Here is a 15,190-nt window from a genome sequence, read left to right as displayed (position 1 = left end):
GATGGCGGTGACGGTGCGTCATCGCACCGCCGCGTGATGCCGAAACCGCACCCCCACCGCTGCGACTAACCAGTAAGCTGGCAAGTCTCGCTCCCTCCCCCATCAAAGGGAGAGGGCCGCAACCCGAAATTTTTCGCCGCTCCCTGCATCCATCGACTGCCGGCGTGCCGTCTAGTCCATGATCGGACGTTGCGCCGGTCCGGGCGGCGGTTTCGCGCGGCGATTGATATGTGCTCCCCGGTGCAGATCATCCCCGCCTTGCCGGAAGCCGCCGCCTGTGGTTTCAGCATGCCGACGCGGCATGAAGGAGAGAGACAATGGATTTTCTGATTGCCGCGACGGCGGCTGCCGCGCCGCCCGCCACTGCCGCTGCGCCTGTGGTGCTGCCCCCGCAATCGATCAGCCCGGCCGACGTCGCCGCCTATATCGACCCGCGCGACATCGCTTCGTTCATGCCGGCTCCGCCGCCGACCACCGAACTCGTCGCGGTTAGCGATCGATTCTTCGGCTGGCTCGAAAATATCACGATGGTCGCGCTGTTCGTCGTCGGTTTTTTCCTGCTCGCGCGGTTGCTCCACGCGTGGATGCTCCATCGCTCGATCCGCCGCGCGCTCGAAGCGAAATCGGACGCGGTCAGCCCGCTGATCGACAAGCTCAACAAGCCTTATGAGCATCTCGGCGGCCAGCCAGGCGCCGACACGCCGGGCGACGATCGCAACGGGCTCGTCTTGCTCGCAATCGGGCTTGCGATGGCGGGTTTCGGGGTGATCCAGGGGCATGAAGAGTTGATCCGCATCTCGGCGGGCGCCGCGCTCTTCCCTGCCTTCGTCGGCATCGCGCTCCTCGTCCGCCGCCGCCTCGCGCGCGCGGCGGCTGCCGAGGAGCGCACCGCTGCGTGATGAGGAATGCGCCGATGAAGATTGGGCCCTCAACCAGCGCGTTGCCGGGGGAGATCGCGCCGCTTTCCAACTCCTCGTGCTGCGGCACGAGGGGCGACTGCGCGCCTTTCTTGCGCGCGTCGCGGGGAGCGACGCCGACGATCTGGCGCAGGAAGCCTTTGTTCGCGCGTGGCAGCGTGCGGGCGATTATCGGGGGCAAGGGAGTTATGCCGCATGGATCATGGGGATCGGCTGGCGGCTGTTCCTCGACCAGCGGCGCACCGCGCGGCGGCGCGAGGGCCTCGCGGTCGGCGACGATAGCGCGACGTCGAGCGATCCGCGCCCGGCGAGCGATGCCGCGATCGACGCCGATCGCTTGCTCGCTCCGCTGTCGCCGCAGGAGCGCGCCGCGCTTACGCTTTGCTTCGGCCATGGCTGGTCGCACGGCGAGGCGGCCGCGATCATGGGCGTACCGCTCGGCACGCTCAAGTCGCTGGTCTTGCGCGGCCGTGCCAAGGCGCAGAAGATGATCGGCGAAGGAACCGACGCATGACGGCCCCGAACGAAACCGATACAATGCTGGCGGCGATGCTGGCGCCGCCTGACCGACCGGGCGACCGGGGCTTTGTATTGCAGGTTACGTACGCGATCGAAGCGCAAGCGGCCTATGCCCGGGCCCGCCAACGCTTTTGGCGGAGTTTCGCGTTCGAGGCGCTCGCGGTCGGTGCCTTGCTTGCGGCGCTGTGGCTCTTGTCGTCGGCGCCTTTGCTCGCGCCGCTCGCCGGGGCGGGGCATTGGGGACTCGCGCCGCCGCTGTTGCTCGTGCTGTTGCTCTGGTTCGGGACGCAGCGCTGGCGGCAAGCTTAGGCGGGCGGCACGTCCTCGCCGTCGATGCCCTGATATTTGAGCTGAAGATAGCGTTCGCGCGTCGCGAGCTTGTCGAGTTCGCCTGAGGCGAGGCTGCGCGCGGCGTTGCCGATTTCGCTTTCGAGCATCTTGAGGCCGCCCACGAGGGTCTCGTCGGGGGTGCGACCGGCATGGGCTTCGCTGCGCAGGCCCGCAGGAATGCGCTGGTAGCCCGCGACGAGTTCGGGCAGGTCCTCGCCGACGAGCTTGCGGATATTCGCTGCGGCGGGGCTCGATGCGTCGAGCGTCTGGAGTTGCGGTGCGAGCAGATCGAGCTGGACGCCGATGCCATCGACAAGCTGGCGTGCCGGGGCGGGGAGCGCAGGGCGCTGTGCCTCGAGCCAGATTTCGGTGCGCCCGGCGAGCTGTTTGAGGTCGGCCTTGGGCAAATCGGCCTGGCGCGGCTCGGGGAAGGGCGAGCGGCCGAACAGCACCGCAACGCCGATCAGGAGGATGAACAAAGCGAGCAGTCCGGTAAAGCCGAGCGGCTGGATCAGCGCGCCGAACACCGCAGCGCCGATCAGCACGATCCCGCCGGCGATCAGCACGCGGCCGAGCTTTTTATAGAGATGCTGGCGGCGCAGCGCGACGCTCTTGGTGCCGATCGGGCGGCGGCGTTCGCGCGATCGTTCGATCGCGGAAGCGGCTGAAATCCGGATCTTGTCGACTTCACTCATCGTCATGATGTGCCTTAGCCTTCGAGCGATGCGAGCGGGCTGTCGGCGCCGCTGACACTTGCCTGCGCTTGGGAGGCACCCTCGGCGCGCGCGATATAGCCTTTCGACTTGGCGACCTCGCCCTCGAGCGTTGTTACCGTCGTTTTCATGCTGTCGAGCGCCTTCAGCTTGAAGGTGTCGATCGCATCCATCGTGTCATAGATATTCTGGAACGCGCGCTGGAGCGTCTCCATCGGGATCGTGCTCGACGCCGCCTGCTCGTGGATGCGCGCGGTGTTGTCCTTGAGCATCTTCGAGGTGCCGTCGATGATGTTCGCGGTCGTCGTGTTGAGCGCGGTGATCTGTTCGAGCACCAGCTTCTGGTTCGTCATCGCCTGCGCGACGGTTATCGCGGTTTTCAGCGCGCCGACGGTGGTAGTGCTGGCGCGGTCGACGCCCTTCACCAGCTCGACATTGTTCTTTTTGACGAGGTCGAGCGCGAGATAACCCTGCACCGTCACCGCCATTTGCGTCAGCAGGTCCTGCGTGCGCTGGCGTGCATAGAAAAGCGCATTCTCGCGCAGCACCTTCGCCTTGGCGGGGTCGACGCCGTCGAGCTCGGTCGCCTTCGTTTCCAGCTTGGCGTCGAGCGTGCCTGCGATGTGGACCATCTGTTCGAGCTTGCCCATCGCTTCCCACAGCTTGCGCCGTTCGACGTCGATGGCGGCATTGTCCATCAACAGCTCGTCCTTGCCGTTGGACAATGCGGTCAGGATGCCGCCGATATGCGTCTGCGCGCTGCGGTATTGCGCGAAATAGTTACCGACCTTGTTGCCGAGAATCTTGTCGAAAAAGCCGCGCTTGGTCAGGAGCTTGCCGTTCGCCGACGGGTCGAGCCGTTCGACGGTGTTGCGTAGCTCGATCAGGTTCATCCCGATTTCGGTGTCGCGATCCATCGCTTTGATCGGGCGGTCGAGGAAGCGGTTCGACTGGTTCGCCGCCTCCAGCATTTCCTTGCGGCCCATGTTCGTGATCTGGTCGACCTTCTGGCCGAAGGCGGGCGAATTGACGTCCTGCGCGACAAGATCGTCGATAAAGCCATCGACACGCTCTTCGAGTTTTGATTTCTGCTCGGTCGACAAAGGCACCAGGCCAGAGGCCTTTTCGGGCGTAACTGTCGGCACGGGGTCGGGCGGGGTCAGTTTCAGTTCGTCGGTTGCGGTCGCAGTTGCCGTCACGTCGCTCATTCGTCTTCCTTCCACCCTGATACCGCCTGCCTATATGACATGCAGGCCTGTATTATTCAAGTACTACACCGGTACTGATCGATTCAACACCGGCGCGATCCACGCCGACAGGATCAACTGCGCCATATGATAGACGAGGATCGGGACCAGCACCATGCCGGCGATCGCGGGGGGAAAGAGCGTCGCGGCGAGCGGCGCGCCGACGGCGATGCTTTTCTGCGCGCCTGAGAAGAGCAGAGTGATGCGATCGGGGCGCTTGAGCCGCAGCAGCGCCCCGAAAAGCCACGCGCCGCCGAAGGATAGGGCGAGGAGAAGCGCGACGACCCCGAACACAATACCGATCTCGCGGCCGTCGAGCAGCCCCCAGATGCCGGCGACCACCGCAGCGGAAAAGGCGACATAGACCGCGATCGCGATCGCGCTGCGATCCATGAAGGTCGTGAGGCCGCGATGCGCGAGCACCCATGGGCGTAGCCACGCCTGCGCGAATTGCCCGGCGATGAAGGGCAGCAGCAGGATCGCGACGATGCGCAGCGCACCGGCGCCGCTGATCTCCCCTGCGCTGCCGGCCAAGGCCGCGAATAACAGGGGTGAGACGATCACGCCGCTGAGGTTGAGCAGCGCCGCCGCGACGACGCTTGCTGCAACATTGCCGCCGGCGAGGCTGCTCGCGGCGGTCGCCGACTGGACGGTCGAGGGCAGGATGCCGAGAAACAGGAAGCCGAGCGCGAGCGTTGGCGGTAGCAACGGCGCGGTCGCCGCCTGCGCCGCGAGGCCAAGTAGTGCCATCGCGCCAAAGCAGAAAGCGAGCGTGCCACCCTGCAATTTCCAGTTGCGGATGCCGTGCAGCACCTCGTCGCGCGGCAGGCGCACGCCGTTGAGAAAAAAGAGAAAGACGATTGCGGCGGTCGACAGGCCCTGCGCGATGGGCACCGCGCTGCCGCGGACCGGAAGCAGGCTCGCGAGCAGGATCGTCGCGAGGAGCACGGGGACGAAGCGGTCGGGGAATATCCGGGAAAGCATGGACAAGCGATGGCGGGGTGCGGGGCGGTTGGCAAGCGCCCCGGTCCTCCTCCTCTCTTCGCCACAGGGAGGATTGGCTAATCCGCCAAGTCGCGTAAACTGCTTCCATGTCCCGCATCCTCATCCTCGCCGCGCTCCCCGAAGAAGCCGACGCGCTCTTCCCCGATACCGGTTCCTCCGACGACGGTCCCTTCGCGGTCCGCCGCCTGGCCGTCCGCAATCACCATCTCACCATCGCCACCTGCGGGCTCGGTAAGGTCAACGCCGCGCTGTGTGTGGGCACGTTGGGCGTCGACGCCGACATTCTGTTGATGACTGGCACTTGCGGTGCGCTTGGCGCTGCCCCGGGGGCGTATTGGATCGTGGAGGCGGTGCAGCATGATTATGGCGCTGCCCAACCCGGCCGCTTCCGCCGCTATCGTGCAGGCGAATGGCCGATCGGCGAGCCGGGAGAAGCGCATTTTACCGCGATGACCAACCCCGGCCTCGGTCTGCCGCACGCCCGCATTGCGAGTGGCGACAGCTTCGTCGCCTGCCCCGATGCCGCTGCCGATCTCGCCGATAATCTCGGCGCGACGCTGGTCGATATGGAGGTCGGCGCGGTGGCGCAGGTCGCGGCGCAGCTGGGCAAACCCTGGGCCGCGATCAAGGCAGTCACCGACGAAGCCAATGGCGACAGCGGCGATGATTTTCACGCCAATCTGGTGCGCGCCGCGCGGCTGGCGGCGGCGGAGGTCGAGCGATTGGTGGCGATGCTGTGATCGAACCTCTTCGCTGACGAACGGCAGGGGGTGGCCGAGCGAGGCAAACCCCAACCTGCATACACGCACCCAACTTTGTCATTCCCGCTTTCGCGGGAATGACAAGAAACGGGGATAGAGGCAAAAGGGCAGGCAAAGGCGACCCATCATCTCTCGTCGCCCCGGACTCGATCCGGGGCCCATGATTTCAGCGCTGCCGTGGATCCCGGATCAAGTCCGGGATGACGAAGGAGAGAAAGAACGTCCGCTTCTCACCCCATAGCCGACATTAATTCCCCAATCCGCAGCCGCAAACCTTGCTCACCCCGCTTCAATCATAGCTGAGATGCGTCGCCTTCCCCCGGAAGATCCAGTGCGCGAGGATCGAATAACCCAGGATCACGGGCAGCACGAACACGGCTCCGGCAAGGATGATCATTAGCGATTCCGGGCTCGCCGCCGCCTGCCAGATGTCGAGCCGGTCGGCGATCAGATAGGGGTAGAAACTATAGGCGATGCCGACGAAGCCGAGCGCGAACAGGACGCCCGCGGTCGCGAGTGGAACCCATGACAGCTCGTCTTTCGGCCGCAGCGGGCGGCGCAGGAAGATGGCAAGGCCGATAAACAGGGTCGCGGCGGCGATCGGGATCGGCAGCAGCGCGATAATCTCGGGCAGGCGGAACCAGCGTTCGAAGATGCGTTCCGACAAGAGCGGGGTTGCGATCGAGATGATCGCCATGGCGAGCGCGGTCAGCCAGAGCGTGACCTCGGCCCAGCGCATCGCGCGCTTTTGCAGCTCGCCCTCGACCTTGTAGATCAGCCAGCACGCGCCGACGAAGAGATAGCCCGCAACGAGGCCGAGCGCGGCGAGCAGGCAGAAGAGCACCGAGGCAAGGCTCTGGTCGAACCCCAGCACATAGGCGCCGAGCATATAGCCCTGACAGAGTGCGGTGATCAGCGAGCCATAGAAAAAGGCGCTGTCCCAGCGATGCTTCTGCTCGGGCGGTGCCTTGGCGCGGAATTCGAAGGATACGCCGCGCAGGATCAGCGCGACGAGCATCAGCACGACGGGCAGGTAAAGCTGGGTCAGGATCAGCCCGTGCGCGACCGGGAAGGCGACGAGCAGCAGCCCGATACCGAGCACCAGCCATGTCTCGTTGGCGTCCCAGAAGGGGCCGATCGAGGCGACCATCAGGTCGCGATTTTCGTCCTTCTCCAGCCGCGTCAGCATCCCGACGCCCAGATCATAACCGTCGAGGATGACATAGAGCAGGATCGACAGGCCCATCAGCCCGGCGAAGATCACGGGCAGCCACCAGGCGTCGAAGAAAGGGGTCATGACTTTACCTCCAGCGCTTCGGCCGGGCCTTCACCGCCGCCGGGCAGCGGGAACATCGGCTTGGCCCCGGGCGCCGCCTTGCCGAGTCTGGCGAGGCGGTACAGCACCGCGATATAGGCGGCGAGCAGCACGGCGTAGACGGTCAGGTAGAGCGCGAGCGAGCTCGCGACCATTCCCGCGCCGACCGGCCCGACGGCGTCGGCGGTCTTGAGGACGCCGGTGACGAGCCATGGCTGGCGGCCGATTTCGGTGACATACCAGCCCGCGAGCGTCGCAAGCCAGCCCGAAAAGGTCATCGCGACAAGTGCGCGCGCGAGCCAGCGCGGCAGCGCGTCGACCCCGCGGCGCCGGATCGTCCAGCTCGCGGCCCAGGCGGTGAGCAGCATCAGCACCCCGATCCCGACCATGATACGAAAACCCCAGAATAGTGGACTGACGGGCGGATGATTGCCCTCATAATCATTGAGCCCGGGGACGACCCCCGCCGCCTCATGCTTCAGGATCAGGCTGGCGCCCGAGGGGATTGCGATTTCCAGATGGTTGGTGCGCGCCTTCTGGTCGGGGATGGCGAAGAGGACGAGCGGGACATGGCTGCGCGTCTCCCAATTCGCCTCCATCGCCGCGACCTTCTGCGGCTGATGCTCGAGTGTGTTGAGCCCGTGCATGTCCCCGACAAAAATCTGCACCGGGATCAGCAGCGCGGCGGCATAGACCGCAGCTTTCAACGTCCGCCGCACGCCTTCGCCGCCGCCGTCCTTCAGCCAGCGCCACGCACTCATCCCGGCGATCAGGAAGGAGACGGTGAGCGCCGAGGCGAGCAGCATGTGCATCAGCCGGTACGGCATCGACGGGTTGAAGATGATCGCCCACCAGTCGGTCGCATGGACGATGCCGTCGCGCAGCTCATAACCCGCCGGGGTCTGCATCCAGCTGTTGAGCGCGATGATCCAGAAGGCCGACAGCGTCGTGCCGCCGGCGACGAGACAGGTCGCCATCGTGTGGACCCAATTGGGGACGCGGTTGAAACCGAAGAGCATGATGCCGAGGAAGACGGCTTCGAGGAAGAAGGCCGTGAGCACCTCATAGGCGAGCAGCGGCCCGGCGACATTGCCCACCTTTTCCATATAGCCCGGCCAGTTGGTCCCGAACTGGAAACTCATCGTGATGCCCGACACCACACCCATCGCAAAGCTCAGCGCAAAAATCTTCACCCACAGGCGATAAGCGTCCATCCACGCCTCATTCCGGGTGCGGTTATAGGCGAGCTTGAACCCCAGCAGCGCCCAGCCGAGCGAGATGGTGATCGTCGGGAAGAGGATGTGGAAACTGATGTTCGCCGCAAACTGGATGCGGGCGAGTATCAGGGGGTCAATCGCGTCCATCGGCCTTGCTCCCGTTTGGAACCAAATTTTGCTTCCACGCGTGCCGACACCGGTTGCGGCCCAAGCGTGCCCCTTTTATCACAAGCGCGCGCATTTGGCGAAAGTGGACCGATTGTCCCAAATGGCCACAGCGATCCACGGCGGCAATTTTGTTGCGCCGCAGCACCGCTTCTGTTAGGGGCGCGGCGTTTCGCGGCGCCTTGCGCGCTGCCCCCTTCCATTAAGGCTTCTTCCGCATGTCTTTGCGCAATATCGCCATCATCGCGCACGTCGATCATGGCAAGACCACCCTCGTCGATCAGCTGTTCCGCCAATCGGGCACCTTCCGCGACAACCAGCGCGTCGAAGAACGCGCGATGGATTCGAACGATCTGGAAAAGGAACGCGGGATCACCATCCTCGCGAAGTGCACCTCGGTCGAGTGGGGCGAAGGCGCTGACCTGACGCGCATCAACATCGTCGACACCCCGGGTCACGCCGATTTCGGCGGTGAGGTCGAGCGGATTCTCAGCATGGTCGACGGCGTCATCCTGCTCGTCGATGCCGCCGAAGGCCCGATGCCGCAGACCAAGTTCGTGACCGGCAAGGCGCTCGCGCTCGGCCTGAAGCCGATCGTCGTCGTCAACAAGATCGACCGCAGCGACGCACGCGCCGCCGAAGTGCTCGACGAAGTGTTCGAACTGTTCCTGACGCTCGAAGCCAATGACGAGCAGCTCGACTTCCCGATCCTCTACGCCTCGGGCCGCGGCGGCTATGCCTCGGAAAGCCCCGAAGCGCGCGAAGGCACGCTGGAGCCGCTGTTCAAGACGATCGTCAGCCACGTCCCGACCCCGGGCCTGCCCGAAGACGGTCCGTTCACTTTCCTCGCGACCCTGCTCGACCGTGACAATTTCATCGGCCGCATCCTGACCGGCCGCGTCCAGTCGGGCACGGTCAAGGTCAACCAGCCGATCCACGCGATCGATATGGACGGCAAGGTCATCGAGACCGGCCGCGCGTCGAAGCTGCTCGCGTTCCGGGGTCTCGAGCGCGTTCCCGTCGAGGAAGCGCGCGCGGGCGACATCGTCGCGATCGCGGGCCTCGCGCAGGCGACCGTCGCGAACACCATCGCCGACACCAGCGTCAGCGAGCCGATCGCCGCGCAGCCGATCGATCCCCCGACGCTGTCGATGCGCTTTGCCGTGAACGATTCGCCGATGGCGGGCCGCGAAGGCAGCAAGGTCACGAGCCGCATGATCCGCGACCGCCTGACCCGCGAAGCCGAAACCAATGTCGCGATCCGCATCACCGAAAGTGCCGACAAGGACAGCTTCGAAGTCGCGGGCCGCGGCGAGCTTCAACTCGGCGTGCTCATCGAAACGATGCGCCGCGAAGGCTTCGAACTCGGGATCAGCCGCCCGCGCGTGCTGTTCGGCGAGGACGAAAATGGCAAGCGCACCGAACCGTATGAAACCGTCGTCATCGACGTCGACGACGAGCATAGCGGCACGGTTGTCGAGAAGATGCAGATCCGCAAGGCCGACCTGACCGACATGCGTCCGTCGGGCGGCGGCAAGACGCGCATCACCTTCAGCGGTCCGTCGCGCGGCCTGATCGGCTATCATGGCGAATTCCTGTCCGACACGCGCGGCACCGGGATCATGAACCGCCTGTTCGAGAAATATGGCCCGCACAAGGGCCAGATCGCGGGCCGCCAGAACGGCGTCCTGATCTCGAACGGCAATGGCGACGCCGTGGCCTATGCGCTCGGACCGCTCGAAGAGCGCGGCATCCTCTTCGTCTCGCCCGGCGAGGCGCTCTATGAGGGCATGATCATCGGCGAGAATGCGAAGCCCGACGACCTCGAGGTCAACCCGATGAAGTCGAAGCAGCTGACGAACTTCCGTTCGACGGGCAAGGACGACGCGATCCGCCTGACCCCGCCGAAGCGCATGACGCTGGAGCAGGCGATCGCCTATATCGACGACGACGAGATGGTCGAAGTCACCCCGAAGAACATCCGCATCCGCAAGGCGATCCTCGATCCGAACGAGCGCAAGAAAGCCTCGCGCAAGAAAGAAGCGGCATAATCGGGCGCGCCAGGGCTTCGGCTCTGGCGCCTCGTTCCGACACGGTTCGGCCGGACTTAAGCGGTTCAACCTTTCTTCACGTCGCCGCTATACACCTCTATCCTTCTGCGATGGAGGGAATGGGCAATGACGATGTGTGCGGAAATCGAACGGTTGACGACCGAGCATAGCCGGCTGCTTGCCTTGGCGACCACGCTGGGGCGCCATGTGCACGGCGCATTTCCCGCCGATCGTGCCGCGCTCGACGATTTTCACGGCGCGCGCACCCAATTGCGCAACCAGCTGATCGCGCACCTCAAACGCGAAGACTGGGTGCTCTATCCCTCGTTGCTCGCCAGCGACGATGCCCGGCTGGCCGCGACGGCGCAGGATTTCGCCGACGAAATGGGCCATATTTCCGAAGCGTTCAGCGCCTATAGCCGCCAATGGCTCCCCGAAACGATCGCCGCCGACTGGCCCGGCTATTGCGCCGCGACCAAGGGCATCCTGGGCGCGCTGGCCCATCGTATCGAGCGCGAGGACAGCGAACTCTACCCGCTGGCATCGATTGTCGAGGCGGTCGATGCCGCCGCGCCACCGCCCGTTTCCTTCGGCGCCGCCGGCGCGGGCGATGGGGCAGGGGTCGCTCGCGGCTGAGCCGATCGATCGCCGAACGCGCGTGATCGATTGGCGCATCGGTGAATGCGAGCTAGAGGCGTGCGATGCTTCGCCTGACCGAACTCACCTTATCGCTGCACCACGCGCCGGAAGAGCTGCCCGCCGCAATCTGCAAGCGGCTGCGCATTTCCCCGCGCGAGCTGGTGCGCCACGTCGTCGCGCGGCGCGCGCACGACGCGCGCGACAAGACTAACATCAAGCTGATCTATTCGGTCGACGTCAATGTGAAGGACGAGGGCGCCGTGCTCGCGCGCTTTCGCAAGGACCGGGGCGTCCAGCAGACCCCGAACACCGCCTATAAATTCATCACGCAGGCGCCGAAGGGCGTCAAACGGCCGGTCGTCGTCGGCGCGGGGCCGTGCGGGCTGTTCGTCGGGTTGATCCTCGCGCAGATGGGGTTCCGCCCGATCATCCTCGACCGCGGCAAGGTTGTGCGCGAGCGCACCAAGGACACATGGGATCTATGGCGGCGCGGCGTGCTCCACCCCGAATCGAACGTCCAGTTCGGCGAGGGCGGCGCGGGCACTTTCTCGGACGGCAAGCTCTACAGCCGGATCAAGGACCCGCGGCATCTCGACCGCAAGGTGCTCACCGAGTTCGTCAAGGCGGGCGCCCCGCCCGAAATCCTGACCGAGGCGCACCCGCATATCGGCACCTTCCGGCTGGTGACGATGGTCGAAAGCCTGCGCGAGACGATCGAGGGGCTGGGCGGCGAATATCGCTGGCAGCACAAGGTCGACGGGCTCGATATCGCCGCCGACGGCGCAGGCGAGCGCCGCGTCCAGGGCCTGCACCTGAGCAATGGGGAGTATATCGAGGCCGACCGCGTCATCCTCGCCGTCGGGCACAGCGCGCGCGACACCTTTGCGATGCTCCACGCCGCGGGCGTTCATGTCGAGGCGAAGCCCTTTTCGATCGGCGTCCGTATCGAGCATCCGCAATCGTGGATCGACACCTCGCGCTTTGGCGCCGATGCGGGCAACCCGATCCTCGGCGCCGCCGAATATCATATCTCGCACCACTGCAGGAACGGCCGCACCGTCTACAGCTTCTGCATGTGCCCCGGCGGCACCGTCGTCGCCGCGACGTCCGAGGAGGGCCGCGTCGCGACCAACGGCATGAGCCAATATTCGCGCAACGAGCGCAACGCCAATTCGGGCTTCGTCGTCGCGATCGACCCTGCGCGCGACTATCCGGGCGATCCGCTCGCGGGCCTCGCCTTCCAGCGGCACTGGGAATCGCTTGCCTTTGTCGCGGGCGGATCGAACTATAAAGCGCCCGCGCAGCGCGTCGGCGATTTCCTCGCGGGGCGTCCGTCGACCGCGCTGGGCAGCGTCGTGCCGTCGTATCGGCCGGGCGTGACCCCGACCGACCTCGCGGCCTGCCTGCCCGATTTTGCGGTCGAGGCGATGCGCGAGGCGATCCCGGTGTTCGGGCGCCAGATCGCGGGGTACGACCATCCCGATGTGGTGATGACGGGGGTCGAGACGCGCACCTCGTCACCCGTGCGCTTCACCCGCGGCGAGGATTTTCAGAGCCTGAACACCGCGGGGTTGTTTCCAGCGGGCGAGGGCGCGGGCTATGCCGGCGGCATTTTGTCGGCGGCGGTCGACGGCATCAAGGTTGCCGAGGCCGTCGCGCGGAGCCTGATGCCATGACGGTGATTCTGTTCAACAAGCCATGGGGCGTGCTCAGCCAGTTCACCGACAAGAGCATGACCCCGAACGCCGACGGCCCGCGCGCAACGCTGTCCGACTATATCGACGTCCCCGGCGTCTATCCGGCGGGGCGGCTCGACCGCGATAGTGAAGGCCTGCTGATCCTGACCGACGACGGCGCGCTACAGGCGCGGATTTCGTCGCCGAAGCACAAGACCCCCAAAACCTACCTGGCGCAGGTCGAGGGCGAGCCCGACGACGCCGCGATTGAGGCGCTGCGCCGCGGCGTCACGCTCAACGACGGCCCGACGCGCCCCGCGACCGTCCGCCGCATCGACCCGCCGATGCTGTGGGACCGCGACCCGCCGGTGCGATACCGCAAGAGCGTGCCCGACTCATGGCTCGAACTGACGATCACCGAAGGCCGCAACCGCCAGGTCCGCCGCATGACCGCCGCGGTCGGCTATCCGACGCTGCGGTTGGTGCGCTGGCGGATCGGGGGGTGGGAGATTGGCGAGTTAGGGTTGGGGACGTGGCGCGAGGTTGGGTGAATATTAGAAGCGCGGAATGGCCGAAAGCAGCCATTTTGGTTTCGGCTGAGGGTTTACAACGCAGGCACTTTGCCTCCGCCTGTGAAGTTCCCCGCCTCTCGCGATGGAGAGGCGGGATCCCAAGCCCCAAATTTCGTAAATTCTCACTGTGAACGTCGAATTACGTCATCGTTACTCGACCTCGAACCGAATGCCGTCGATATTCCACACCGTTGAACTCGTCGTAGTCTCGCAGTTTCCCGTCGCATTGTCGATATATCCGTCCAGGTTGGGGAGGAGGGCCGAGGAGCTTTTTGGTCTATACCCGGCGGGCAATGTAAAGGCGGAATTGCCAGCGCTGCCCGTCTTTAAAGCTCCCCGCAGCGTCACCCATTTCCCGTCCTTGCGATAGGCGCACTGGGGAAACGGCAAGCCAAAGGCATTTTCGAAGCCATTGGTGAAAGTGACTGGTGTCCAGTGGTTTTGATCGTCGACCACTTGACCGCCTGCGTTGTCCCGGACATCGTTCATGCCCAATTTCACATTGCGGCAGTTGGCGACGATTCCGATGCCATTCATCGTACACCCCGTCACTGTGTTGCCGTCGATCCAACCGTTTTCCAGGCGCTTGCCGTCTACGTTTGTCGACATGCAAAGAATGCCGTGGCTGGCAGCATCCTTTACGATGTTGCCGACTATTTTGAAATCGGCCAGCGGCCCGACCGGCTGATCCCCGTTAAACGTCCCGACCATGATGCCATGCCGGTGCACGTTACGCACATTGTTTTGCGCAATCGTCACTTCCATGGTGCCAGCGTTTCCGGGAGCAGTGCCCCATTGCGCTTCCTCGCTGACAAGGATGCCGTCTTGTCCGCAGTCAAATATGTCATTGCCCTCAATGCGAAGATTCCGCGCTGGTAGACCAGCCGACGCGGCGAAGATGCCGCACCATTTTGTGTCGCGGATTGTCCCGCCGAACACACCACAATTTTGCGTCGCGCGCGTGAATGCAACGCCTCCCCCGACTGAATTCGTCTGCGACGGGTCGCCGATGTTGCGAATGTTCGGTCTGATCAGTTTTAGGCTGGAACGGTCGCCATAGGCTTGTGCGCCATAGTGTAGAAAGCCTCGAACCCATAGTCCTTCGGCCACAGCGTTACAAAATTCGCTGCGGTTTGGCTGATAGGCAATCACCATCAGGCCCGTGCAGAACGTGTCATCCGGCTGTGCCGTGACCGTCGTATAGTCACTTTGGATCATGATATCGCGGACATAGGGATTCATCGAATGGAGGAAGCTGACCCCGTTACCTTGCGTGCCATTGACCATGCGGATCATTGATGATGGACCCTCGCCAACCAGCGAGAAATTATGCGCGTTGCGTATACGGATCGCGCTGCCGAAGTTCGCCTGACTGAAATCGACGCCGACGAGCCCGACATCGCAATTCAATTCCGCGCCCGCTGCGAGCTTGAGTGTCATCCCGTCGAAGGCGACGTCGATGATACCATTAATTGCATAGGAGCCTGCCGGGACAAGCAGGGTGTTCGAACCGATTCCGGCGAAAGCCCGTTCAAAGCGAACCGTGTCGTCCAATCCACTACCGTCCCAATCATAGATGGAAGCTATATCGCTGTTCTTCTCGGCCTGCGTGCGGGTTGCGGTATCTGAGCCGCTGCGTTTTGTCGCGACCATGCCGGCGCCCCTATTGTAGCCAGTAGAAGCGAGATCAATTTTGCTTGCAGGCGCATCATAGGGATCATCGTTAAAAAGAGTGCCACTGGCAGCAGTCACCTCGACACGTAGTTCGCCGAAGTGGCTGTGATGCAGAATGGGGACAGGATTACCCGCTGCGACGGCATAGGGATTGCCCACCGGGCTTGTTAGTGCTTCATCGCTATAAAGTGTGACGCGGTTCGAGGTGCCGAACTCGTAAACGTTAATGTTGATCGCGCTGTCTACGTTGCCAGCATTGATCATGCGGTGGCGGATGTCCGTAATTTTTGCCATTTCTTTGCTCCTTGTTGAAAAAGAACAAAGATGGAACATCTGCAGTCCTACATTGCAACCTACATCGCGTCCTATTTTGGGGCTGCTGTCCTTGG

At 64.1% G+C, this 15,190-nt stretch carries 14 protein-coding genes; 8 read left to right on the top strand and 6 right to left on the bottom strand.

Going from position 1 to position 15,190, the window contains the following annotated elements; genetic code table 11:
• The first annotated feature begins 317 nt into the window (after positions 1-317).
• From AC07NV_RS05485 to AC07NV_RS05475, 3 genes are read left to right on the top strand one after another with little or no spacing between them, the layout of a single operon-like run.
• Positions 318-899: a hypothetical protein gene (locus tag AC07NV_RS05485; RefSeq protein ID WP_495165335.1), complete on the top strand. Its 582-nt coding sequence runs from the start codon at positions 318-320 to the stop codon at positions 897-899.
• Positions 820-1,431 carry an RNA polymerase sigma factor gene (locus tag AC07NV_RS05480; protein ID WP_495165988.1) on the top strand — a complete coding sequence of 204 codons (612 nt, stop codon included), beginning with the start codon at positions 820-822 and terminating at the stop codon, positions 1,429-1,431. The genes AC07NV_RS05485 and AC07NV_RS05480 overlap by 80 nt, the downstream gene beginning before the upstream one ends.
• A complete protein-coding gene (locus tag AC07NV_RS05475; RefSeq protein ID WP_495165334.1) occupies positions 1,428-1,745 on the top strand; it encodes a hypothetical protein in 318 nt (105 codons plus the stop codon). The genes AC07NV_RS05480 and AC07NV_RS05475 overlap by 4 nt, the downstream gene beginning before the upstream one ends.
• On the opposite strand, the gene AC07NV_RS05470 is transcribed toward AC07NV_RS05475, so the two are convergent.
• The 3 genes from AC07NV_RS05470 to AC07NV_RS05460 all read right to left on the bottom strand — a co-directional run bounded on the left by AC07NV_RS05470 (position 1,742) and on the right by AC07NV_RS05460 (position 4,710).
• Complete coding sequence (locus AC07NV_RS05470) at positions 1,742-2,467, bottom strand: hypothetical protein (RefSeq protein WP_495165333.1); 726 nt, start codon at positions 2,465-2,467, stop codon at positions 1,742-1,744. The two genes, AC07NV_RS05475 and AC07NV_RS05470, sit on opposite strands and share 4 nt — an antisense overlap.
• Before the next feature lie 8 nt (positions 2,468-2,475).
• On the bottom strand, positions 2,476-3,687 hold the full coding sequence (locus AC07NV_RS05465; protein WP_495165332.1) for a toxic anion resistance protein: 1,212 nt from the start codon (positions 3,685-3,687) through the stop codon (positions 2,476-2,478).
• Positions 3,688-3,750: 63 nt separating this feature from the next.
• Positions 3,751-4,710 carry a bile acid:sodium symporter family protein gene (locus AC07NV_RS05460; RefSeq protein ID WP_495165331.1) on the bottom strand — a complete coding sequence of 320 codons (960 nt, stop codon included), beginning with the start codon at positions 4,708-4,710 and terminating at the stop codon, positions 3,751-3,753.
• A gap of 107 nt (positions 4,711-4,817) precedes the next feature.
• On the opposite strand from AC07NV_RS05460, the gene AC07NV_RS05455 reads away from it, so the two are divergent.
• Positions 4,818-5,471, top strand: coding sequence for a 5'-methylthioadenosine/S-adenosylhomocysteine nucleosidase family protein (locus tag AC07NV_RS05455; protein WP_495165330.1), 654 nt, complete (start codon positions 4,818-4,820; stop codon positions 5,469-5,471).
• 310 nt (positions 5,472-5,781) lie between these two features.
• Here AC07NV_RS05455 and AC07NV_RS05450 read toward each other — a convergent pair whose 3' ends face one another.
• Both AC07NV_RS05450 and AC07NV_RS05445 read right to left on the bottom strand, forming a co-directional pair.
• Positions 5,782-6,789: a cytochrome d ubiquinol oxidase subunit II gene (locus AC07NV_RS05450; protein ID WP_495165329.1), complete on the bottom strand. Its 1,008-nt coding sequence runs from the start codon at positions 6,787-6,789 to the stop codon at positions 5,782-5,784.
• Positions 6,786-8,171: a cytochrome ubiquinol oxidase subunit I gene (locus AC07NV_RS05445; RefSeq protein WP_495165328.1), complete on the bottom strand. Its 1,386-nt coding sequence runs from the start codon at positions 8,169-8,171 to the stop codon at positions 6,786-6,788. The genes AC07NV_RS05450 and AC07NV_RS05445 overlap by 4 nt, the downstream gene beginning before the upstream one ends.
• A gap of 236 nt (positions 8,172-8,407) precedes the next feature.
• On the opposite strand from AC07NV_RS05445, the gene typA reads away from it, so the two are divergent.
• From typA to AC07NV_RS05425, 4 genes are all read left to right on the top strand, one after another.
• Positions 8,408-10,240 (top strand): translational GTPase TypA, encoded by a 1,833-nt coding sequence (gene typA, locus AC07NV_RS05440; protein ID WP_495165327.1) that lies wholly within the window; start codon positions 8,408-8,410, stop codon positions 10,238-10,240.
• 126 nt (positions 10,241-10,366) lie between these two features.
• Positions 10,367-10,876: a hemerythrin domain-containing protein gene (locus AC07NV_RS05435; RefSeq protein WP_495165326.1), complete on the top strand. Its 510-nt coding sequence runs from the start codon at positions 10,367-10,369 to the stop codon at positions 10,874-10,876.
• A gap of 65 nt (positions 10,877-10,941) precedes the next feature.
• Complete coding sequence (locus tag AC07NV_RS05430; RefSeq protein ID WP_495165325.1) at positions 10,942-12,555, top strand: NAD(P)/FAD-dependent oxidoreductase; 1,614 nt, start codon at positions 10,942-10,944, stop codon at positions 12,553-12,555.
• Positions 12,552-13,106, top strand: coding sequence for a pseudouridine synthase (locus AC07NV_RS05425; RefSeq protein ID WP_495165324.1), 555 nt, complete (start codon positions 12,552-12,554; stop codon positions 13,104-13,106). Before AC07NV_RS05430 ends, AC07NV_RS05425 begins: the two co-directional genes overlap by 4 nt.
• 171 nt (positions 13,107-13,277) lie before the next feature.
• Here AC07NV_RS05425 and AC07NV_RS05420 read toward each other — a convergent pair whose 3' ends face one another.
• Complete coding sequence (locus AC07NV_RS05420; protein ID WP_495165323.1) at positions 13,278-15,095, bottom strand: right-handed parallel beta-helix repeat-containing protein; 1,818 nt, start codon at positions 15,093-15,095, stop codon at positions 13,278-13,280.
• Positions 15,096-15,190: the final 95 nt, after the last annotated feature.

This window comes from Sphingopyxis sp. GW821-FHT10B01, from assembly GCF_059415685.1.
Note: the sequence above shows the minus strand (reverse complement) of the source record. Positions and strands in the feature narration are given on the sequence as shown.